Source organism: Bacillus sp. GbtcB10 (genome assembly GCF_019091365.1).
In the GTDB taxonomy this organism is placed as follows: Bacteria; Bacillota; Bacilli; order Bacillales; family Bacillaceae; genus Bacillus; species Bacillus altitudinis.
The window spans coordinates 53,444-75,840 of sequence record NZ_JAGXJP010000001.1; the positions used below are offsets into that span (position 1 = coordinate 53,444).

A 22,397-nucleotide genomic window follows, 5' to 3' on the forward strand; every position below is an offset into this window, starting at 1 on the left:
TGGTCAATGGGCACACTAGGTGTATTGAAAAAAACATGCGATTCTATTACTGTAAGGAGAAGATAGAACCAATACACATTAGAAGGAGACGGCATATGAGTTTTCATGATCAACCCATTCTACCTGCTGTTCGCAATATGAAGCAATTTGAGGAATTTTTAAAAAGTCCATTTACATATGGGGTCTTACTAGATGTTCACTTAGGGCGGCTTAAGGGCATCATGAATGAGGCGAATGCGCATCATAAAAAAATGTTTGTCCATGTCGATCTCATTCACGGAATCAAACATGATGAGTACGGAACGGAATTTATTTGTCAGGAAATGAAACCAGCTGGCATTATTTCTACTAGGTCTTCTGTCATAGTAAAAGCCAAGCAGAAAAAGGTATATGCCATCCAGCGAATGTTTTTACTTGATACAAGTGCGATGGAAAAAAGCATGGAGTTTGTCGGAAAACATCGTCCAGATTTTATTGAAGTATTGCCGGGTGTCGTGCCAGATTTAATTACAGAAGTGCGCGAAAGAGCTGGAATACCAATATTTGCAGGAGGATTTATCCGAACAAAAGAAGATGTAGAACGGGCGCTTGCAGCAGGGGCGACAGCAGTCACCACATCGAATACAAAGCTTTGGAAAGCGTTCCAAAAATGAAAAAGATAAAATGTGAAAATTGATTGACAACGTTTTCATCCTCTGATACTATAGCACTAAGTTAATATCATGTGATGGAGAAACGGAGATCCACAACGACGCTTTACTAGGTGACAAATGACCCTGATGTAAAGTATGTTTGTTGTGGGTCTTTTTTTCTGTATCTTTTCTACACATTTATAGGGGATGGCAACTGAACCAGAGGAGGAATTTTTCATGACACCATTTTGGGGTGAAGTCGTTGGTACAATGCTTCTGATTATTTTTGGAGGCGGTGTGTGTGCGGCAGTCAGTTTAAAGAAATCGCTCGCTTATCAGTCCGGTTGGATTGTAATCGCTTTCGGATGGGGATTTGCAGTAGCGATTGCAGCTTATGCCACTGGAGGAATCAGCGGTGCACATTTAAACCCGGCGCTGACAATAGGTCTTGCATTAGAAGGAAGTTTTCCTTGGGCTGATGTTCCAATGTATATTGTCGGTCAAATGCTTGGCGCATTACTCGGAGCTATTATTGTCTTCTTACATTACTTACCACACTGGAAAGCGACAGACGATCCAGGTGCAAAACTAGGCGTATTCTCAACTGGTCCTGCGATTCCGCATACTTTTGCAAACGTGCTCAGTGAAGTCATTGGTACATTTGTATTGGTGGTAGGAATTTTAGCGATTGGTGCAAATAAATTTGCAGACGGAGTCAATCCGCTGATTGTTGGTTTCTTAATTGTCGCAATTGGTCTTTCATTAGGTGGTACAACTGGTTACGCAATTAACCCTGCACGTGATTTAGGTCCAAGAATCGCACATGCCATTCTGCCGATTCCAGGTAAAGGTCCATCAAATTGGAAATATGCTTGGGTTCCTGTTGTTGGTCCAATTTTGGGCGGTGCATTTGGCGGTGTTTTCTATAATGCAGCCTTTAAAGCGAACGTCACACCAGCCTTTTGGATTGTAAGCGTTATTTTAGTTGTGGTATTGTTAGGACTCTATGTTTCTACGAAAAACCAGACAAATGCTGTCAATGAAAGTATGTAAGGGGAGGAAAACACCATGGCAAAAGAAAAATATATTCTCGCATTAGATCAAGGGACAACAAGCTCAAGAGCAATCTTATTTGATCAAGAAGGTAAAATTGCACATACAGCTCAGAAGGAATTCAATCAATATTTTCCGAACCCAGGCTGGGTAGAACACAATGCAAATGAAATTTGGAGCTCTGTTCTATCAGTTATTTCAACTGCTTTAATCGAATCAGGAATTGAAGCAGATCAAATCGCCGGTATCGGAATTACGAACCAGCGTGAGACAGCTGTTGTTTGGGATAAACATACAGGCGCACCTGTTTACAATGCAATTGTTTGGCAGTCACGACAAACATCTGGTATATGTGATGAGCTAAAAGCGCAAGGGCACGATGAAACGTTTAGAAATAAAACGGGTCTACTCATTGATGCTTATTTCTCAGGCACTAAAGTGAAATGGATTTTAGACAATGTAGAAGGTGCTCGTGAGAAAGCAGAAAATGGTGACTTGCTGTTTGGCACAATTGATACATGGCTCATTTGGAAAATGACTGGCGGTCAATCACACGTGACAGATTATTCAAATGCATCAAGAACGTTAATGTTCAATATTTACGATCTGAAATGGGATGAAGAACTACTTGATATCTTAGGTGTTCCAGCTTCCATGCTGCCAGACGTCAAACCATCATCACACATTTATGGTGAAACAACAGACTATCACTTCTTCGGTAAAAATATTCCAATTGCAGGAGCGGCAGGAGATCAGCAGTCTGCGTTATTCGGTCAGGCTTGCTTTGAAGAAGGAATGGCGAAGAACACATATGGTACAGGATGTTTCATGTTGATGAATACAGGGGAAAAAGCAATTAAGTCGGATCATGGATTGTTAACGACGATTGCATGGGGCATTGACGGCAAAGTTGAATATGCTTTAGAAGGAAGTATTTTCGTTGCTGGCTCAGCGATCCAGTGGCTGCGTGATGGACTTAGAATGTTTAAAGACTCAAAAGACAGTGAAGCTTATGCTGAGCGCGTTGAGTCAACAGACGGCGTATATGTCGTACCAGCATTCGTTGGTTTAGGCACACCATATTGGGATAGTGATGTCCGAGGCGCTGTATTCGGTTTAACACGCGGTACTTCTAAAGAGCACTTTGTTCGTGCAACGTTAGAATCACTTGCTTATCAAACGAAAGATGTTTTAGATGCGATGGAAAAAGATTCAAACATCTCACTTAAAACATTGCGCGTCGATGGCGGGGCTGTAAAGAATGATTTCTTAATGGGCTTCCAAAGTGATTTGCTCGATGTACCAGTAGAACGTCCAGAAATTAATGAAACGACGGCACTCGGTGCGGCCTATCTTGCGGGAATAGCAGTTGGCTTCTGGAACGACCGTTCAGACATTGCAAAACAATGGAACCTTGACAAGCGCTTTGAACCTAAAATGGAAGAAGACAGCCGTGACTCGTTATACAGCGGGTGGAAAAAGGCTGTAAAAGCAGCTCAAGCTTTCAAATAAACAAAAAGTATGGTATACTTCAAGTAAGTTAATAGAACGGTTGGAGAACTGGAGAGACCGCAAGCACCGAAGTGTAGAAATACGCTTTGGGTGTTTGCGGTCTCTTTTTCTTTACCGTACAACATGGGAGGAACAAGAGATGACTTTTTCTAGCTTAGAAAGAGAACAAATGCTTCAGGACATGACAAAAAAACCATATGATGTGTTTATCATTGGTGGGGGTATTACTGGCGCTGGTACAGCACTTGATGCGGCTTCACGCGGAATGCGTGTCGGTCTTGCGGAAATGCAGGATTTCGCAGCGGGTACGTCTAGCCGCTCAACGAAACTAGTGCACGGTGGACTTCGTTATTTAAAACAATTTGAAGTGAAAATGGTCGCAGAGGTCGGTAAAGAGCGTGCCATCGTATACGAAAACGGTCCTCATGTGACAACGCCAGAATGGATGCTTCTTCCGATGCATAAAGGCGGGACATTCGGTAAGTTTTCAACTTCAATCGGACTTAGAGTATATGACTTTTTAGCTGGCGTTAAGCATAGTGAACGCAGAAGTATGCTAAGTGCGAAAGAAACACTTGCAAAAGAACCGCTTGTGAAAAAGGATGGCTTAAAAGGCGGGGGCTACTATGTTGAATACCGTACAGATGATGCACGTCTGACAATTGAAGTCATGAAAGAGGCTGTGAAATTCGGGGCAGAAGCGGTCAACTATGCGAAAGTAAAAGAATTTATTTATGATAAAGGCAAAGTTGTCGGTGTTGTCATTGAAGATGTCACAACACAGAAAACATACGATGTATATGCGAAAAAAATCGTCAATGCGACAGGTCCATGGGTCGATCAGCTAAGAGACAAGGACCACTCAAAAGAGGGGAAACATTTACAGCATACAAAAGGAATTCACTTAGTATTTGATCAATCTGTTTTCCCATTAAAACAAGCAATCTACTTTGACACACCTGATAAACGAATGGTCTTTGCGATTCCAAGAGAAGGAAAAACGTACGTGGGAACAACAGATACCGTTTACAAAAAACAGCTGGAACATCCGCGTATGACAAAAGCAGATCGTGATTACGTGATCAAAGCCATTCAATATATGTTCCCAGATCTTAACATTACAGAGAAAGACGTTGAATCTAACTGGGCTGGTCTTCGTCCACTCATTCATGAAGAAGGGAAAGATCCTTCAGAAATTTCTCGTAAAGATGAGGTATGGACATCATCTTCAGGCTTAATCACGATTGCCGGCGGTAAATTAACAGGTTACCGTAAAATGGCTGAACACATTGTGAATCTTGTATGTGATGGACTGAAAGAGGAAACTGGAAAAGATTTCGGACCATGTAAAACGAAACATATGCCAATTTCAGGTGGGCATGTAGGCGGTTCGAAAAATATGGCATCCTTTGTTCAAGCGAAAACGGCAGAAGGAGCATCCGTTGGTTTGACAGAACCGATTGCACAAAAATTAGCTGAGAAATATGGCTCAAACGTCAGCAATGTCTTCAAGCGTGTAGAGCAGCTTCAAGGGGAAGCAGACAAACGAAATATTCCCGCATATGTGTTGGCTGAACTTGTCTATGCGATCGAAGAAGAATTGGCTGTTACACCTGTTGATTTCTTCTTGAGAAGAACAGGTAGCCTATTATTTAATATCAATTGGGCAAAAACGTATGCACAGCCTGTTGTTGACTATATGGCAGATCGTTTTGGCTGGGATGAAGAGACAAAACAAAAACATCAAACTGAATTAGACCGACTATTCCATGAAGCAGTCGTACCGCTTGATGCTGAATAAGTAAAAAGCCGATCGTGTATCGGCTTTTTTTATTTTGTTCATCGTTTTTTCATATGTTCATGATATAACATGACATAAAGGATAATTCCATATAAAATAACAGTAGATATTAATTTATTGATGTTAAGAACTGGGAGGACGACCATGAGTTGGATTACGAATTATGAGCGTTGGATCAATGAGAAGCACCTGGATACTGAACTAAGGGAATGGCTGGAGGCACATCAAGATGATCATCAAGCGCTTGAAGACTGCTTCTACAAAAACCTTGAGTTTGGTACTGGAGGAATGCGCGGAGAAATTGGTGCTGGAACGAACCGAATGAATGTTTACACTGTTCGAAAAGCATCTGCTGGTCTTGCTGCGTATATTGCAGCACATGGAGAGGATGCAAAAAAAAGAGGCGTCGCCATTGCCTATGATTCACGCCATAAATCTCCTGAATTTGCGATGGAAGCGGCCAAAACACTTGCTTCGCATGGCATTCAAACATACGTATTTGACGAACTGCGTCCGACACCAGAACTCTCTTTTGCAGTTCGAGAACTGAATGCCTTTGCAGGGATTGTTGTGACAGCAAGTCACAATCCGCCAGAATATAATGGCTATAAAGTTTATGGAGAAGATGGAGGCCAAATGCCCCCATTTGAAGCAGATCAAGTCATTAAAGAAGTAGATGCCATCGAAAATGAATTAGCCATTTCAGTGGAATCAGAAGAAGTATTGAAGCAAAATGGTTTGATCCGCATGATTGGTGAAGAAATCGATCAAGCGTATATGGAAAAATTAAAAACCATTCGTGTGCACCCTGAGCTTGCAAAAGAAGTCGATGTCAAAGTGGTGTTTACCCCGCTTCATGGGACGGCGAATAAACCTGTCCGAAACGGACTTCAGGCCTTTGGTTATGAGCATGTGACGGTTGTACCTGAACAGGAAAAACCAGATCCGCAATTCTCGACGGTCACATCTCCAAATCCAGAGGAGCATGCCGCTTTTGAATACGCCATCAAGCTTGGCAAAAAGCAAAATGCTGATATGTTGATTGCGACAGATCCAGATGCAGATCGATTAGGTATCGCTGTGAAAAATCATGATGGTGAATTTACCGTTTTGACCGGCAACCAAACAGGCGCCTTACTACTTCATTATTTATTATCTGAAAAACAAAAACTAGGTCAGCTACCGCCTCGCCCCGTTGTGATGAAAACGATTGTGACAAGTGAGCTTGGGCGTGCTGTTGCCTCAGCATTTGGAGCTGACACGATTGATACGCTCACTGGCTTTAAATTTATCGGAGAAAAAATCAAGCAGTTTGAAGAAAGCGGAGAATACACGTTTCAATTTGGCTATGAAGAAAGCTACGGCTATTTGATCGGTGATTTTGCACGAGATAAAGATGCAGTTCAAGCGGCGCTATTAGCAGTTGAGGTCGCAGCCTTTTATAAGAAACAAGGCAAGTCATTATACGATGCGCTTGTTGATATTTTTAAGGAATTTGGATTTTATAGAGAAGGGTTAAAGTCATTAACCTTAAAGGGGAAAGTAGGAGCAGAGCAGATTTCTGCTATTCTTCATACCTTTAGATCAAACCCGCCAGCTTCTATCGCCGGTCAGCGCATTACGGTCATTGAGGATTATCAATCAAGTCAAAGGCACCTTGTGGCTGAAAAGAAAGAAGAAACGATTCATCTGCCGGCATCAAACGTCCTGAAATATTTCCTTGAAGATGGCTCATGGTTTTGTTTACGACCTTCTGGTACGGAGCCTAAAGTCAAATTTTATATTGCAGTCAAAGGCACATCGTTAACTGACAGCGAAGAAAAGCTGAAACACTTATCAGAAGAAGTCATGAAAGTCGTCTATGACATTGTGGAAGAAACAGCTAAATAAAACATCACAAAGCCATCATGTCATGCATGATGGCTTTTTCTCAGTCAAAAGGATGAGAAAAAATCATCCTTTTTGAGAAAGAGCCGCACAGATGCTCATGGTATAATCAACATATTGATCAGAGAGGCAGTAAAAGCCGGGGGTACACACGATGGGAGATTACCAAGAAAAAGTCAAAACATTAAAAACGTTAAAAGAAATTGCTGAAAAGCTAAATGAAGGGATGGAAATGAAGGAAACGCTTCATGAAGTGCTTCATATGCTTATGGAAGTGACAGGCTTTCAAACAGCATGGATTTATTTTATAGAAGAAGACGGATCGTATGAACTAATGGCAGAAGTATGCTTACCTGAAGCACTGGCAAAGGATCGAAAGCAATTGATGTGTCAAAACGATTGCTATTGCATCAACCGCTACACAAAAGGCTCACTGCAATCAGCGACCAATATCATCAATTGTAAACGGATTGAAACGGCGATTGAGCAAAAGCTTGGAGATACAGAAGGAATTACCCATCATGCAACCGTTCCTCTCCAAGCATGTAAGCGTACGTTTGGCTTATTAAATGTGGCGGCAAAAGGGAAGGTCACATTTACACAGGAGGAGCTGAATCTGCTTGAAAGTATTGCACTGCAAATTGGTACGGCTATTCAGCGTATGAAGCTTGTGCAAAATGAGCAGCAGCATGCACTGCTAGAAGAACGAAACCGGCTTGCGCAGGATTTACATGATTCTGTGAATCAAATGCTGTTTTCCGTGAGTTTGACTGCAAAGGCAGCGCGTCAAATGACAAGTGATCAAAAATTAGGTGAAATGATTGATTTTATTCAGCATTTATCACAAGATGCCCTCATTGAAATGCGCTCACTCATATGGCAGTTAAGACCAAAAGGACTTGAAAAAGGATTTACGACAGCGATTGAAGAGTATGCACAGCTTTTAGGTCTAAATTGTTCATTATCTTTATCAGGCTGTATGGAAATAGATCATTCAAAGCACGAGACCTTATTTCGCGTATGCCAAGAAGCTCTAAATAATTGCCAAAAGCATGCGGGTGTTGAGAAAGTAGAGGTCAAACTGGAGCAATCAGGAGATACGTTTGGTATGAAAATCATCGATCAGGGAAAAGGATTTCAGTACGATGAACAAATGAGTCTTCCTTCACTTGGCTTGAAAGGAATGGCTAAACGTATTCGAAAAGCAGGAGGTACATTTTGTATCAATTCTGAGCTAGGTAAGGGAACCACAATTCATGTGAAAGTCCCATTTTCTCAAGAAAGGAAGGGATTGTCATGAGGGTAGTCATTGCAGATGATCATCATATTGTCAGAAAAGGGCTGGTCTTTTTCTTGCAAACCCAGCCAGATGTAGACATCGTCGGTGAGGCATCCAATGGGGAAGAGGCACTGCAGGTAGTCAGGCAAACGAATCCTGATATTGTCTTGATGGACCTTTCTATGCCTGTGATGAATGGAATTGAGGCAACAAAGCAAATGACACTCGACATGCCGGAAGTCCGCATTGTCATCCTGACAAGCTATGCAGATAAGGACTATGTCATCCCTGCTATTCAAGCGGGAGCGAAGGCTTATCAGCTCAAAGATGTAGCACCTGAAAAGCTTCTCACGACAATGATTGAGGTGCAAAATGGTACGTATCAATTAGACGGTCATATTACGACGTTTCTCATTCAGCATCTAACTGAACCTAAAGAGCAGAAATGGACATTGATGAACGAACTGACCAATAGAGAACGTGATGTCTTATTTGAAATCGCAAAAGGGAAAAGTAACAAAGAAATCGCCTCGTCGCTTTTTATTTCTGAAAAGACTGTGAAAACTCACGTGTCTCATGTGTTATCAAAGTTAGAGCTGGCAGATCGAACTCAGGCCGCTCTATATGCGGTAGATTATCAAAAAAATCAGCCGAAAGAGCTGTTGTAAAAGAAGAGCATATACAGTCTATATGAATGGTGGACATTCCAAAAGACTTCATGAGTATTTCTCATGAAGTCTTTTCTTTTTTATGAAATGCGGTTAGTAAAAGGCTGAAAAGAAAACAAAGAGCTAAAATAAAGTTCATTCTAGCCCTATGTCAACAATCTGAAAGGCAGAAAATCAGCCTTTTCCTTTATGTGTACATCGGTTCAGCATATGCTTCAGCAACGGCAGCCTCTGAAGCATGGTCGATATACTGCAGGAGTCCATATAAACATTTTTCAACATCTGCATCGTTCCGGTTAAATTGATACGCATGTAAGAAATGCTCAATACGTTTCGAGAGCAAATCATCTTGCGTACGGACCATAAGAATAAGTAAATTATCCCATTGCGAGCGATGCGTATAATAAAGTGCCTTATCATAATCTGCCACATTCATTAAACCTTCTCCTTTCCCTTGAGAAGTCCTCATTAGTTTGCTCGGATCAGGTCGACTTTTTCAGGGGAAAAGTTGGTGTCTGCATAAACTGGGTACCGGGAATTATAGGCTGAATAAATGCTTGATGTATGAAAAAGAACCAACCAGCAAAACCTAAACAAAATAGACATGAAAGTGAGAATATTGATATTATGCACCCGAAATTATGGATGCTTTTTGCAGCAGGAATTGTTTTATTCGGCAGTCTCATGGTTCATCCATCTTTACAAGCAGCCGTGCAGCCGGCAGAGAATTGGGAAAGACTTGCGTATACTGCCTTGCAAGATGAATATGAAGGCGCCGCTTTAAACGATTATCATTACATTGGACGTACACAAGTGAATGAAGATCAAACAAAAGATGTGTTTCGCGTGACCGTGAAGGAAGGCTCCACACGATTTGCAGCACATGCAGAAATTTATTTTCATCCGGTGACGGGGCATTTGATTAGTATTAACGTATTTCGGCTATAAAAAAGCACCTCTTTTAAAAAAGAGGTGCTCCAGCGGTAGTCAAACCCTCGCATTCGGTGTCAGTCCGGCACTGGTGCTCACGAATGTCAAATTCGCTCTGCAAAAGTTGCTGTTCTTCCTAGACTGCAAAGGGTTTCGATCATGTTGAAAAGAAGATTTATTTCATGCTTCCTTGAAGATATGAGCGAATATCCACACCGAGTGAATCCGCTAAACGCTGTCCGTAATCTTCATCTGCACGATAGAAGTTACAGATCGCAAGTAATTTCGTTTTTTCATTTACGTCTTTCAAGTCAGCTGTCAAGTTTTTGATCAATGCTTGTTTCTCTTCTTCAGAGTAGCTTCGATATTTTTCTCCAGCTTGTTTGAAATCGTTTGGTTTTTCGATTTTTTGTCTCACCATACGGTCACCGTGAAGAACCGGTTCACTTTCTTTGTAGTGAGGGTTTTCTTTTGGCTGATCGTCATAACGGTTTGGTTCATAGTTAATATGACCGCTTGGACGAGTTGTTGTCATAAAGCCATCCTGTTGGTTATTGTGAACAGGCGCATAAGGACAGTTCACTGGGATGCGCATGTAGTTTGCACCTAGGCGGTGACGCTGCGTGTCAGGATAAGAGAACAGACGACCTTGAAGCAGTTTGTCTTCAGATGCTTCAATTCCTGGTACTAGGGCACTTGGCGTGAAAGCAGCTTGCTCTGTTTCAGCAAAGAAATTTTCTGGATTGCGGTTCAGTGTCATGCGGCCTACTTTTTGCAGTGGATAATCTTCCTCGCTCCACGTCTTCGTCGGATCACATGGATCATAATCTAGTTCATCATAATCACTGAGCGGCATAAGCTGAACGTAAAGATCCCATGCTGGATAATTTCCTTTTTCAATACGATCATACAAGTCTCTTGTCGCATGCTGGAAGTCGTTTGCTTGAATTTCTGCAGCTTCTTCCATCGATAAATTGCGAATGCCTTCTGATGGTCTCCAGTGGTATTTCACATATTTTGTTTCTCCGTATTTGTTTACCCATCTAAACGTATGAACACCAGAACCGCGCATTTCAGCGTAGTTCGCAGGAATACCTTCGTCAGAGAATAGCCATGTGAGCATGTGAGTGGATTCAGGTGTTAACGTCATAAAATCCCAATAACGGTCAGGATCTTGAATGTTGGTTACAGGATCTGGCTTGAGAGAGTGAACCATGTCAGGGAATTTGAGTGCATCACGAATGAAGAAGATCGGCAAGTTGTTCCCAACTAGATCATAGTTGCCTTCTTCTGTATAAAATTTGACAGCGAAACCACGAGGGTCACGTAATGTTTCAGGTGAACCTTTAGGGTGAATAACCGTTGAGAAACGGACAAAAACATCTGTTTGTTTTCCTTCTTCACTTAAGAAAGCTGCTCTTGTATGTTTCTCCATGCTATTTTCTACTTCAAACACACCATAAGCGCCAGCGCCTCTTGCATGAACAACACGCTCTGGAATACGTTCACGGTCAAAGTGTGCAAGTTTTTCAATCAAATGGTAATCATCAAGAAATGAAGGCCCTCTGTGACCAGCAGTTCTTGAGTTTTGATTATCGCCAACTGGCACGCCTTGATTCGTCGTCAAATTTTTATGATTAGAATTTGTCATTCTTTTTCTCCTCCTGTAAACAAAAATGGTTTCTAGCAATCTATATACCCTAATTATATTGAATCAAACATGATAGTCAATATTTATTTATAATAATTTTAAATAAATTATTATTACAAAGAGGTAAAGAAAAAGACGAAAGAAATAAATTCTTTCGCCTTAGAGCAGAAGCTCTCTTAGAGCATCTTTGTTTTGTGTTAAATCATTTAATGTGTATTGGTCAAGAACGCGTAAATAAGCAGTGAGTGCTTCATGAAGTACGTGCTTTAATGAACAAATCGGGGAGATAATACAGCTGTTTTTCTTCGGATCAAAGCATTCAACCATGACTAAATCATCCTCTGTATAGCGGACAACCTCACCAATATTAATGCTTTCTGGGCTTTTCCCCAGCCTAATCCCACCATTTCTTCCGCGGATCGTTTCTACATAACCACGTTTTCCTAGATGGTAAATGACCTTTGTCAGGTGATTTTTCGAAATGCCATAAATATCGGCAATTTGCTGAATATTTGACAGTTCATTGTTTTCTCTCGAAGCTAAATAAATGAGTACCCTTAATGAGAAATCTGTATAATTCGTAAGTTTCATTTGGACGACCTCTAAACCTAATAGAGTTTTGTATCATCGTAACACATTTTAGACAAAAACTGTTCGAGAAAGTACTAAATGTGACAACATTTAAAACATGTATTATAAATATTGCTTTTATACGTTGTCTTCCATTACGATAAAGATGTATTTAAAATACATCTTTTGAAAGAAGGAATAACGATGTTATCCACAGATCAAATGAATGCCATTAAACAATCAGCCCCTCTTCTAAAAGCTGAGGGAACAAAACTTGTGACAGTTTTTTATCAAAATATGATCAGACAGCATCCAGAGCTACTCAATCAGTTTAATAAAACAAATCTCATGAATGGAAGCCAGCCAGAGGCGCTTGCGGCAACACTCTATCAAGCTGCACTGCACATTGATCGCTTGGCAGACTTGCTACCTGCTGTGAAACAAATTGCCCATAAGCATGTCAGTGTCATGGTGAAAAAAGAGCAGTACCCAATCGTCGGATATCACCTTCTTGAAGCAATGAAAGAGGTATTTGGGTTATCAGAGGAAGATGACACATTGTTGGCTTGGAAGGCTGCATATGACATCATTGCGAATATATTCATCACCATTGAGGCAGAAATGATGGCTGAAAATGTGAAACAAACTGGTGGATGGGCAGATGTCAAACCGTTTATTCTGAAGAAAAAGAAACAAGAATCTCCATCACTCATTTCCTTTTATTTCGTACCAGAGGATGAATCTGAGCTACCAATGTATGAAGCTGGTCAATACATTACGGTGCAGGTAGATATGCCGGGTGAAGCCTATGTATGCAGCAGACAATACAGTTTATCAGATCAATATCACCCATCTTACTATCGCATCACCGTGAAACGAGATGGGCATGTCTCCACATTCCTGCATGATGAAATGAGAGAAGGCGATATTCTTCACGTGAGTATGCCGCAGGGAATGTTCTGCTTGCAAGATGACACAAAAGAACCCGTTTATTTGATTAGTGCCGGTTCTGGTGTCACACCAATGATTGGTTTAGTGAAAACAGCGTCGCATAACAATCAGCCATTCACGATGATTCATGCAGACAGATTAGAGGATGTAACCGCTTTTGAACAAGAGTTTGAACACGTTCTCACTTCATCTCCAGAGGGGCGTATTATCCTTTGTAACGAACAATTTGAAAAGAGTGGAAAGAGTGAGCTGGTTGAGAAGGTGGCTACGCGGATTGACCGACCTTTCCTTCAATCAGTCATTGGTGAAGGAAAAGGCCAATTTTATGTTTGCGGTTCTCCTGCATTTACTCAAGAGATGATCCTTATTCTAAAAGCGATGGACATCCCGGAAAAGAATATCCATTTTGAAGCGTTCGGCGGGCAGTCCATGAAAGAGATGGAAGTCGTCTAAACAACTGGCTGAACATCATGTTTTTTTAGGTACGCTCATATAGTAGGGATAAGTCCGATGAGGAGGGATGGTTTCCTTGAGCGTATCTGAAAAGCGTCTTTTACAACGAGCCATTGATGAAATTACAGAAATTGCAGAAGGATTTGGTCTGGATTTTTATCCGATGAGGTATGAAATTTGTCCCGCGGAGATTATTTATACATTCGGTGCATATGGCATGCCAACACGATATAGTCACTGGAGCTTTGGAAAGCAATTTCACAAAATGAAGCTTCATTATGATTTAGGATTAAGCAAAATTTATGAGCTGGTGATTAATTCAAATCCGTGCTATGCCTTTCTCCTTGATAACAATTCGCTTGTTCAAAATAAACTAATTGTGGCTCATGTCTTGGCACACTGCGATTTCTTTAAAAACAACTGCCGTTTCCAAAACACAAAACGAGATATGGTGGAAAGTATGTCAGCGGCAGCAGAGCGAATTAAAGAATATGAACATATCCACGGTACAAAAGAAGTCGAGTCCTTTTTAGATGCTGTATTGGCATTGCAGGAGCATATTGATCCGTCGCTTGTTCGTTCAAAATTAAGCTGGAATCTCGACGATGAAGATGAATATGAAGAGGACAAACCAAAACGTCAAACGCCATATGATGATTTGTGGGGAATGGATGAACCGAAAACACGTGAGAAAAAGAAAACGATCAAGCAATTCCCCCCAAAGCCAGAAAAAGATATTTTGCTCTTTATCGAGGCACACTCCCGGGAGCTAGAGCCTTGGCAGCGGGATGTGCTGACGATGCTGAGAGAGGAAATGCTCTATTTTTGGCCACAGCTAGAAACGAAAATCATGAATGAAGGCTGGGCATCGTATTGGCACCAGCGGATTATGCGTGAACTTGATTTAGATTCAAGTGAATCGATTGAATTTGCAAAATTAAATGCAGGTGTCGTGCAGCCATCTAAGACAGGAATCAATCCTTACTATTTAGGGCTGAAGATTTTTGAAGATATTGAAGAGCGCTACGATCATCCATGCGAGGAATTAAAAAAAGCAGGAGTGACGGAAGGGTCCGGTCGCAGCAAAATGTTTGAAGTGCGAGAAATTGAATCAGACATTTCTTTTATTCGAAATTACTTAACGAAAGACCTTGTGATGAGGGAAGATTTGTACTTGTTTCAAAAGCAGGGGAGAGACTATAAAGTCATTGATAAAGAATGGAAGGCAGTCCGTGATCAGCTAGTCAGCATGAGGGTCAATGGCGGCTTTCCGTATTTGACAGTCATTGATGGCGACTATTTAAAAAACAACGAACTCTATATTAAACATTGGTATGAAGGCATTGAGCTTGATCTCAAATACTTAGAAAAGGTGCTTCCATATTTGTATCAGCTATGGGGAAGAAGTGTGCACATCGAGTCAGTTCTTGAAGGAAAAGAAGTGATGTTTTCATACGATGGAAAAGGGGTTCATAGGAAGTATCTCACTTAATGATCAAAAAAAAGATGTCTACGACTAGACATCTTTTTTTGTGATTAGCACTTTATTGGTTTTTCAGCAGTTTGAAAATGTGTTTCGCTTGATCTGTATTTTCCATAAGCCCTTTTAGCTGTTCGCTTGTTGGTCCATAAGCATAAAAAGGTACTTCATCCCCTGTATGACCCGATGTGGTCCAGCCTGTATGAGACCTCGTATTGATGACCTTTTCGATGGCATCATCAATTTGAACAGGATCTTTTGTTTCAGCTGCCTTTTGAATAGAGGCGATTTCCTCTTTTGTGAAATCAAGGTCGATGTATTGTTTGAGCGCAGTCTCGACCGTCATACCCCCTACAATTTTGTTTGCAATGAAATCAGGTGTCTTTTTTGCTGCTTTGACAGGCTGATAATCCCAGCTTCCCGAGCCGTCTGCCCCGAAGGAAAGGCCGCCAGTTGAATGATCTGCTGTCGTGATGACTAATGTGTTTTTATCCTTTTTTGCGAAACGAATGGCTTCTTCAAATGCTTTTTCAAAATCCTTCATCTCACTCATCGCACTGACAATATCGTGGTCATGTCCAGCCCAGTCAATTTGACTGCCTTCAACCATGAGGAAAAATCCTTTTTTGTTTTTAGACAGCTGTTTGATGGCTGAGGATGTCATGTCTTGCAAGGAAGGGGTCATTTTATCACGATCAATTGCTTTATCGAGACCACCGTCAGCAAAAATGCCTAACAATTTTTGCTGTTTGTTTTTTTGTAAGTCAGCTTTATTGGTTACGTAACGATAGCCTGCTTTTTGAAATTCTTTCGTCAAATCACGATCTTTGCGGACAAAATCGATCAGTCCTCCGCCAAGCATGACATCGACTGTATGCTGTTTGCCAATTTTCTCATCGAAGAAATCATCAGCAATGGCTGCTGTGTTTTTTCTAGACACATCGTGGGCGGCATACGCAGCAGGTGTCGCATTGGTTAATTCAGATGTGACGACGAGACCAGTAGACTTTCCTTTGCGTTTTGCTTCTTCTAATACTGTTTTTAGTTTTTTGCCATTTTTGTTTACACCAATGGCGTTGTTGTATGTCTTTTGACCAGTTGCCATGGCTGTACCAGCTGCTGCTGAATCAGTAATGTTACTTTTAGAATCATCAGGGTATGTTTTATGCATGCCAGTGAGGTAAGGGTCAAACGCTGTTTGCTTGGAAAGATCACCGTTGTGTTTAAATGAGCGGTAAGTTGAAAGGTAAGGTGTTCCCATGCCATCTCCAATGAGCACGATCACATTTTGTACGTCATTTTTTGGTTTCTTTTTAGCCTCAGCTTTGTCAGCCTGTCCAAATTCAATTCCTGAAAAAATACCAATCGATAACACTGATGCGGCTGCGATTGCAGCTATTTTCGTTTTCGAGCTTTTCAACACACTCATTCATTTTGCCTCCTCATTGTTTATGTATCGCTCTCACGTTTACAATGGTAGAGCAGAAGTGTGGATTCCAAATGACAGCACCGTAAAGTTCACTTTAAAATTGTAAAGGTCCACTTTACATAGAATGAACCAAAAAGAGAAATGAATGTATGATTTATCTATGACAAGATGCATTTGTTTTGTCATGATTGTGTAATAAAAATGAAATAAAAAGAACCCTAAAAAAAAATAATTTTTGCCGAATTAATAAGCATAATGTCGTAGGAAGTCAAGACTATTTCTTCTGGTATTCGATCCTTATAATAGAAAGTAGATAAAAATTCGGATCACGATAGATACATACAGGAGGAACAAATGAAAAAACAATTGATCACAGCTGCAAGTGCAGTTCTACTTGGGACGACATTATTTGCCGGAGCTGCCTCAGCACAATCAGTAAAGGTTCAAAAAGGTGACTCTCTTTCTGTTCTAGCGAAAAAATACAAAACAACCGTGAGTAAGATTAAATCAGACAATAAACTGAAATCTAACACGATTTATGTTGGACAAACCTTAAAAGTGAATGGTACTTCTTCAAAAAAGGTAACGAAAACATCAAAAACAACAACAAAAGTAAAAGCGTCTTCAGCGACAGCCACTCATAAAGTTGTCAAAGGTGATACTTTATCTAAAATCGGCAAAAAATATGGAATGACAGTGAAAGAGCTGAAATCGTTAAATAAACTCAAAACAGATCTGATTAAAATTGGACAAAAGCTGAAAGTGAAAAAGACATCCAAAGTGAAACCAACACCTGTCAAAGAAAAAACAGTTGCTACTTCTTCTTTAAACACGTCTAAACTCGTAGCAGATGCGAAAGCACAAAACGGTACACCATATAAATGGGGTGGAACGACACCGAAAGGCTTTGATTGCAGTGGTTTTATGTGGTATATCATTAATAAACAAACAAAGATTTCAAGACAAACAACTGAAGGTTTTTGGGGATCAATGAAAAGCGTCTCAACACCTAAAGTTGGAGATTTTGTCTTCTTTACAACCTATAAATCTGGCCCATCTCACATGGGTGTCTACCTTGGGAACAACAAGTTTATCCATGCTGCTTCTGATGGTGTGACGATCAGCGATATGACTTCAAGCTATTGGAAGCCAATTTACCTTGGCGCAAAGACATTTGTAAACTAATAATGGATCTTAAGAGACTGCTTACTAGGCAGTCTCTTTTTTTGTATATCGTTTGCGCAGCTCAATCAGTCCTTTATCATAGCTCTCTATGAGTCTAAAGGCTTTTAAATAAGCAAAAGTGAAGACAAGTTATCAAAAGAATAATTTTATTTTCACTTTATAAAAATTATATCAAAAAAGTATAATTTTGTATGTTGTATAATAAATAGAAGAAGCCAAGCTATGATTTGAATAAAGATTGAAGAAAATCTACCCTGATGATTGACAAATATTTTGTTGATAAATAAGAATTTTCACTCTATTTTGAAAAAAAGTGTTTTCATTTTTTAATTTTCATATATAATAATTTTACGCCACTAATTTATTGCGCTAAATTAAATCTAAATATTCAGAAAATAAAGTGAATTACGAAGTGGTGGCGTCTTTAGACGGATACTAAGTTTTGGGAGTGATGGTATGAGCAATTCGTTGTTTAGAAAGAAGAGCATTTCAGAGCTAATTGCGGCAACACAAGGGGAAAAAGCGTTAAGAAAGGAATTAGGTTCATTTGACTTAACGATGCTTGGTATTGGTGCGATTATCGGTACAGGGATATTTGTTCTGACAGGTACAGGCGCCGTCACAGCAGGACCAGGACTTGTTTTATCATTTGTGATTGCAGGTCTTGCATGTTTATTTGCGGCATTGTCATATGCGGAATTCGCTTCCACAGTGCCAGTATCAGGATCTGTTTATACATTTACGTACGCATCTATGGGAGAATTTTTAGCGTTTATCATTGGCTGGGATTTGATATTAGAATATATGCTAGCCGCTAGTGCCGTTTCAGCAGGCTGGTCAGGCTACTTTGTGTCGTTTTTAAATGGGATAGGGATTCATATACCGGTTGAATTAACAGCAGCACCAGGTGGTTTAAAGGGTCAAGTGACATATTTTAATCTTCCTGCATTTATTATTTTAATGATCATCACCTTCTTGCTGTACTTCGGTATTAAAGAATCAAAACGAGTCAACAACATTATGGTCATTATGAAAATTGCGGTGATTCTGCTCTTTATTTTAGTCGCTGTGAAATATGTAAAACCTGAAAACTGGACACCATTCGTTCCTTTTGGAACTTCAGGCGTGTTAAGTGCAGCAGCTCTCGTATTCTTTGCATTTATCGGATTTGATGCAGTTGCTTCTGCGGCAGAGGAAACAAAAAATCCATCCCGCAACTTGCCAAGAGGAATCATCACTTCCTTATTGATTTGTACCATGTTGTATGTGGTAGTCAGTGCCATCATGACAGGCATTGTTCCATTTATGAACTTTGAGGGAGTATCCCATCCAGTGTCTCTTGTTTTACAAGTAGCCGGTCAAAATTGGGTGGCGGGTATTGTAGATGTTGGGGCGATTTTAGGGATGACCACGGTCATGCTTGTCATGCTGTACGGCCAAACACGTGTCATGTTTGCCATGTCTCGTGATGGCTTGGTACCAAAGGTTCTTTCAAAGGTTCATCCAAAACATAAAACACCTTATATCAATACTCTTTTCTTTGGAACATTGTCAGCATTAATGGGTGGATTCATTCCGCTTGATGAGCTGGCAAGTCTAGTGAACATCGGAACACTTTCAGCTTTCATTTTGATTTCAGTTGCTGTCATTGTCATGAGAAAAACACAGCCTGATTTACCGAGAGCATTCAGATGCCCCGCAGTGCCGCTCATTCCAATCTTGGCTATTCTATCTTGCGGACTGCTCATTTATAAGCTTGGCACCATCACATTTGTTCGTTTCTTAATCTGGCTTGCCATTGGGCTTGTTGTCTATTTCTTATATTCAAGAAAGCACTCCGAATTAAACAAAAAATAAGAGTGTACAGAAAAAGCCAGTATGACTGGCTCAGCGTGTAGACAAACCTTCGCATTCTTTGTCAGTTCTGCGCGCTGGTGCTCACGAATGTCAAATTCGCTCCGCTCCAGTACTCGTCCTTCATAGACTGCAAAGGTTTTCAGGTCACGCTGAAAAGAAGACAAAGGGCTAAAATAAACAACATTTTAGCCCTTTGTCAACAATCTGAAAGCCAGTCAAGTATGACTGGCTTTTTAGTATTAAAAACCTAATTGAAGATCGACATCAATGGAGACGATCGCATAGACACAAACGATGACAAAAATATTCAGAACGACGCCTAGGAAACCTGGTCCAGTGCGGCCTTTTTTAATGAACAGTTCAATCACACCGAATGGAACTGCGGCCATTGCAAAAGGAAGCATTTGAAACGAATAAAATGTCACATTGCTGATAATGGCGAGGTTCAGCATGAGCAGCGATAAAATAGCGGTGCCGACCGAAATCCAGCCAAACACATTATGCTCTTTAAAAATTCTTACCAATTCCATAATTCCACCTCGCTCACTTTGGCCGTTTTAATGCGTTTTGTCTTCACAAATTTCTCTATTTCTTTAGAAGGACCTGTGACAACAGAACCGTAAACCGTGACACCATTTTGATTGATATAGCGTATTCGGTTAGAGAGGTCAAGTTCAGGTCTGCCAGAGATCGTTTTTGCCCAGGATGGATGCTGGTTGACATAGGCGAGGGCATCTTTGAACTGATCAACCTCTGTTTTTGATGTGTGCTGAAGCTCTTTTAAAAATTCAGAGTCTTTCCCGGGAAAACCGATTGGACGCTGATTTCCACTTAATGAATCTTCTGTTTTGATCGCATTCCAAAGCACTTTCATATCATATTTTTTAGCAAATGAATACACGTCTTTCGGTGTGTATGCTTTGTCATAGGATACATACACTTCACTCACTGTTCCTTCAGGTAGCTTGTCTAGAGTAGTGAGTGTTTGTTTTTTAGATGTATCTGCCTGAGACGAAGGGTGCGTAAAGAAATCCTCCGTATTACGTGCGCTGTCGCCATAATAAGAGATCGTAGGCTGCTTTAATTTATCGAAAAACATTTCGATTTGTTCACTGCCGATGGCTTCTGTTTTATTGCCAATTTGTTTTTGTAGCTTAAGTTCTGTGTTCATACCAAACAGTTTGACCTGTCCTTTTAAATCCTTCATATCAATGGCGACATTCGGTTTTGTTAGGGCGACTGTTACAGCGGCCGTTTCCATAAAATGATTGCCTTTACTGTCTGCTCCGCCAACGCCGTAGTATAGATAACTACCTAGTGTACAAAGCGGTAAAATAATCAGTGTAGATATAACAGCAAGCACAGAAATACGTAAATAGGACTTTCTTTTTCCGTATTGTAAAATGGCTTTTTGTTTTTCAGGACTGATGGAGAAGTCTGTCCAATCTGAGTCATTCAGTTCTTGGCTTAAGCGTTTTTCATTTTCTTCGAGCTCTTCTTCAAACGCCATCATTTCTTCCTCGTTCATCTCGCCATTATTATATTGTTCCCATCGCTTATTAAACTCTTCATTCATCATTAACACCTCTGTTATATAGTGCTTTTAGGCGCTGCCTTGCACGAAATAAAACACTTTTAAAATTTGCTTCAGTAATATTCATGACCTTGGATGCTTCTTTGTAATTCAGTTCTTTTAAATAATACAATGTCAACGCTTCCTTGTAGTTATCTGGAAGCTGCTCCAAATACATGTTGAGAACTTCTTTTATTTCAATCTGTTCAGCAGGACTTTGTACAGACGTTTGTAAAAGGCCGCCAATGAGATCATCCGATATGGTCACTTCTTTTTTATGTTTCCTGACATAATCAATAAAAGCATTTCGTGCCACCTGAAATAACCAAGGTTTCACTTTGCTATGGTCGTAGGAATGAATATGTATATAAGCACGCATAAAGGTTTCCTGCAATAAGTCCTCTGCCAAATGTTTGTCTTTTGTCATGGAGAGCAGAAACCTGTAAACATCGTTCATATACATTTGATAAATTTCATCGATCGTCACTGATTTTTCTCCCCTCTATGTTATACACGCATAAGAAAGGCATAAAGTTGCACGAAACTTCTCATAGGCCGTACATTACTCATCTCTTTCACCGAATCAAAATCATTTCTCCTTATCATAGCGAAATTTGCATCATTTATAAAGTGTTTTCAATAGAACAAATCAGGAAAAAAACTCAAAAAACGACAATTTTGGACACATTTCTTCCTCTATTCTTTCCTAAAAACACATGCTTGAATACAGAAGGAGCGGTCATCTTAAGTGAAAAGATGATTTTAGTGAACCATCTCTATTTTATCAGCAGGAGAAAATTTTTAGTACCAGGTAATAAAAAATTTGTTATAATAGAAACAAATCCTTCATTCTTCAAACAAAGGAAGTGCACTATGTATAAATTTTCAGGCTATACCGTCAAAGCATTTTTTGCTCTCCGAGGCGGAATCAAAGTATATCAAAAAGAGAATCTGCCAACAGACCGGGGGTTTGTCATTTCTTGTACGCATGAGGGTTTTGTGGATGTTCTTGCATTAGGCGCAGGAATTCTTCCGTTTGAGATCCACTACATGGCGAAAAAAGAATTGTTTGCAAATAAATGGATCGGCGGATTTTTAAAGAAGATTCATGCTTTTCCAGTTGATCGAGAGAATCCTGGGCCAAGCAGTATTAAAACGCCCATTAAATTATTAAAAGAGGGGAAAATCGTTGGGATTTTTCCAAGCGGAACACGTACAACAGAAGATGTTCCTTTAAAAAGAGGGGCCGTTACGATTGCGCAGCTCGGCAAATCACCAATCGTTCCAGCAGCGTACAAAGGACCTTCTAATGCAAAAAGCCTTTTTAAGAAGGGGAAAATGCGCTTAATTATTGGTGAACCGATTGAGCTGTCTGAATTTGATCATCTGCCGCCAAAAGAAAGATTAGGTGCGATGACAGAAGTATTAAACACAAGAATTAAAGAACTTGAAGCTAAGTTAATCGAAAAGGGATAAAGAAAACGAC

The 22,397-nt window shown here is 40.3% G+C and carries 20 protein-coding genes; 13 read left to right on the forward strand and 7 right to left on the reverse strand.

The features are described 5' to 3' along the window. Positions 1 to 95: 95 nt before the first annotated feature. From KVT11_RS00355 to KVT11_RS00385, 7 genes are all read left to right on the forward strand, one after another. Positions 96 to 653, forward strand: coding sequence for a glycerol-3-phosphate responsive antiterminator (locus tag KVT11_RS00355; protein WP_008349014.1), 558 nt, complete (start codon positions 96 to 98; stop codon positions 651 to 653). Between the two features lie 216 nt (positions 654 to 869). Further along, a complete protein-coding gene (locus KVT11_RS00360; protein ID WP_008349011.1) occupies positions 870 to 1,685 on the forward strand; it encodes an MIP/aquaporin family protein in 816 nt (271 codons plus the stop codon). Between the two features lie 15 nt (positions 1,686 to 1,700). Next, positions 1,701 to 3,197, forward strand: coding sequence for a glycerol kinase GlpK (glpK, locus tag KVT11_RS00365; protein WP_007497075.1), 1,497 nt, complete (start codon positions 1,701 to 1,703; stop codon positions 3,195 to 3,197). Positions 3,198 to 3,336: 139 nt separating this feature from the next. Further along, the gene (gene glpD, locus KVT11_RS00370; RefSeq protein WP_116306643.1) at positions 3,337 to 4,998 is read left to right on the forward strand and encodes a glycerol-3-phosphate dehydrogenase; all 1,662 of its coding nucleotides are present in this window, start codon (positions 3,337 to 3,339) and stop codon (positions 4,996 to 4,998) included. Positions 4,999 to 5,142: 144 nt separating this feature from the next. Next, positions 5,143 to 6,888, forward strand: coding sequence for a phospho-sugar mutase (locus KVT11_RS00375; protein ID WP_008349007.1), 1,746 nt, complete (start codon positions 5,143 to 5,145; stop codon positions 6,886 to 6,888). A 151-nt stretch (positions 6,889 to 7,039) separates the two neighbouring features. Continuing rightward, the gene (locus KVT11_RS00380; protein WP_035703415.1) at positions 7,040 to 8,185 is read left to right on the forward strand and encodes a GAF domain-containing sensor histidine kinase; all 1,146 of its coding nucleotides are present in this window, start codon (positions 7,040 to 7,042) and stop codon (positions 8,183 to 8,185) included. Further along, complete coding sequence (locus tag KVT11_RS00385; RefSeq protein ID WP_035703416.1) at positions 8,182 to 8,832, forward strand: response regulator; 651 nt, start codon at positions 8,182 to 8,184, stop codon at positions 8,830 to 8,832. Before KVT11_RS00380 ends, KVT11_RS00385 begins: the two co-directional genes overlap by 4 nt. A gap of 187 nt (positions 8,833 to 9,019) precedes the next feature. On the opposite strand, the gene KVT11_RS00390 is transcribed toward KVT11_RS00385, so the two are convergent. Then, positions 9,020 to 9,268 (reverse strand): YhdB family protein, encoded by a 249-nt coding sequence (locus KVT11_RS00390; protein WP_008349000.1) that lies wholly within the window; start codon positions 9,266 to 9,268, stop codon positions 9,020 to 9,022. Positions 9,269 to 9,396: 128 nt separating this feature from the next. Here KVT11_RS00390 and KVT11_RS00395 point away from each other — a divergent pair, with 128 nt between their 5' ends. Then, on the forward strand, positions 9,397 to 9,780 hold the full coding sequence (locus tag KVT11_RS00395) for a YqzG/YhdC family protein (RefSeq protein ID WP_035703419.1): 384 nt from the start codon (positions 9,397 to 9,399) through the stop codon (positions 9,778 to 9,780). A 157-nt stretch (positions 9,781 to 9,937) separates the two neighbouring features. On the opposite strand, the gene KVT11_RS00400 is transcribed toward KVT11_RS00395, so the two are convergent. Beyond that, on the reverse strand, positions 9,938 to 11,413 hold the full coding sequence (locus KVT11_RS00400) for a catalase (protein ID WP_041091807.1): 1,476 nt from the start codon (positions 11,411 to 11,413) through the stop codon (positions 9,938 to 9,940). A 159-nt stretch (positions 11,414 to 11,572) separates the two neighbouring features. Next, complete coding sequence (locus tag KVT11_RS00405; protein ID WP_041507532.1) at positions 11,573 to 12,004, reverse strand: Rrf2 family transcriptional regulator; 432 nt, start codon at positions 12,002 to 12,004, stop codon at positions 11,573 to 11,575. 183 nt (positions 12,005 to 12,187) lie between these two features. Here KVT11_RS00405 and KVT11_RS00410 point away from each other — a divergent pair, with 183 nt between their 5' ends. Next, complete coding sequence (locus KVT11_RS00410; protein ID WP_116306647.1) at positions 12,188 to 13,387, forward strand: globin domain-containing protein; 1,200 nt, start codon at positions 12,188 to 12,190, stop codon at positions 13,385 to 13,387. A 67-nt stretch (positions 13,388 to 13,454) separates the two neighbouring features. Then, entirely contained in the window at positions 13,455 to 14,879 is a 1,425-nt protein-coding gene (locus KVT11_RS00415) for a SpoVR family protein (RefSeq protein ID WP_411231008.1), read from the forward strand. Positions 14,880 to 14,931: 52 nt separating this feature from the next. Here the strand turns inward: KVT11_RS00415 and KVT11_RS00420 are convergent, their stop codons facing one another. Then, complete coding sequence (locus KVT11_RS00420) at positions 14,932 to 16,296, reverse strand: alkaline phosphatase (protein WP_017366922.1); 1,365 nt, start codon at positions 16,294 to 16,296, stop codon at positions 14,932 to 14,934. A 354-nt stretch (positions 16,297 to 16,650) separates the two neighbouring features. Between KVT11_RS00420 and KVT11_RS00425 the strand changes: the two genes are divergently transcribed. After that, positions 16,651 to 17,481, forward strand: coding sequence for a C40 family peptidase (locus KVT11_RS00425; protein WP_008348987.1), 831 nt, complete (start codon positions 16,651 to 16,653; stop codon positions 17,479 to 17,481). 456 nt (positions 17,482 to 17,937) lie between these two features. Then, entirely contained in the window at positions 17,938 to 19,338 is a 1,401-nt protein-coding gene (gene bcaP / locus KVT11_RS00430; RefSeq protein WP_024719963.1) for a branched-chain amino acid transporter BcaP, read from the forward strand. 239 nt (positions 19,339 to 19,577) lie between these two features. Here bcaP and KVT11_RS00435 read toward each other — a convergent pair whose 3' ends face one another. From KVT11_RS00435 to KVT11_RS00445, 3 genes are read right to left on the reverse strand one after another with little or no spacing between them, the layout of a single operon-like run. Next, a complete protein-coding gene (locus tag KVT11_RS00435) occupies positions 19,578 to 19,868 on the reverse strand; it encodes a hypothetical protein (protein WP_008348984.1) in 291 nt (96 codons plus the stop codon). Next, complete coding sequence (locus KVT11_RS00440; RefSeq protein ID WP_024719964.1) at positions 19,856 to 20,914, reverse strand: anti-sigma factor; 1,059 nt, start codon at positions 20,912 to 20,914, stop codon at positions 19,856 to 19,858. The genes KVT11_RS00435 and KVT11_RS00440 overlap by 13 nt, the downstream gene beginning before the upstream one ends. Further along, on the reverse strand, positions 20,907 to 21,398 hold the full coding sequence (locus KVT11_RS00445; protein ID WP_008348979.1) for a sigma-70 family RNA polymerase sigma factor: 492 nt from the start codon (positions 21,396 to 21,398) through the stop codon (positions 20,907 to 20,909). The genes KVT11_RS00440 and KVT11_RS00445 overlap by 8 nt, the downstream gene beginning before the upstream one ends. Before the next feature lie 386 nt (positions 21,399 to 21,784). Here KVT11_RS00445 and KVT11_RS00450 point away from each other — a divergent pair, with 386 nt between their 5' ends. Further along, the gene (locus KVT11_RS00450; protein WP_210552344.1) at positions 21,785 to 22,387 is read left to right on the forward strand and encodes a lysophospholipid acyltransferase family protein; all 603 of its coding nucleotides are present in this window, start codon (positions 21,785 to 21,787) and stop codon (positions 22,385 to 22,387) included. Positions 22,388 to 22,397: the final 10 nt, after the last annotated feature.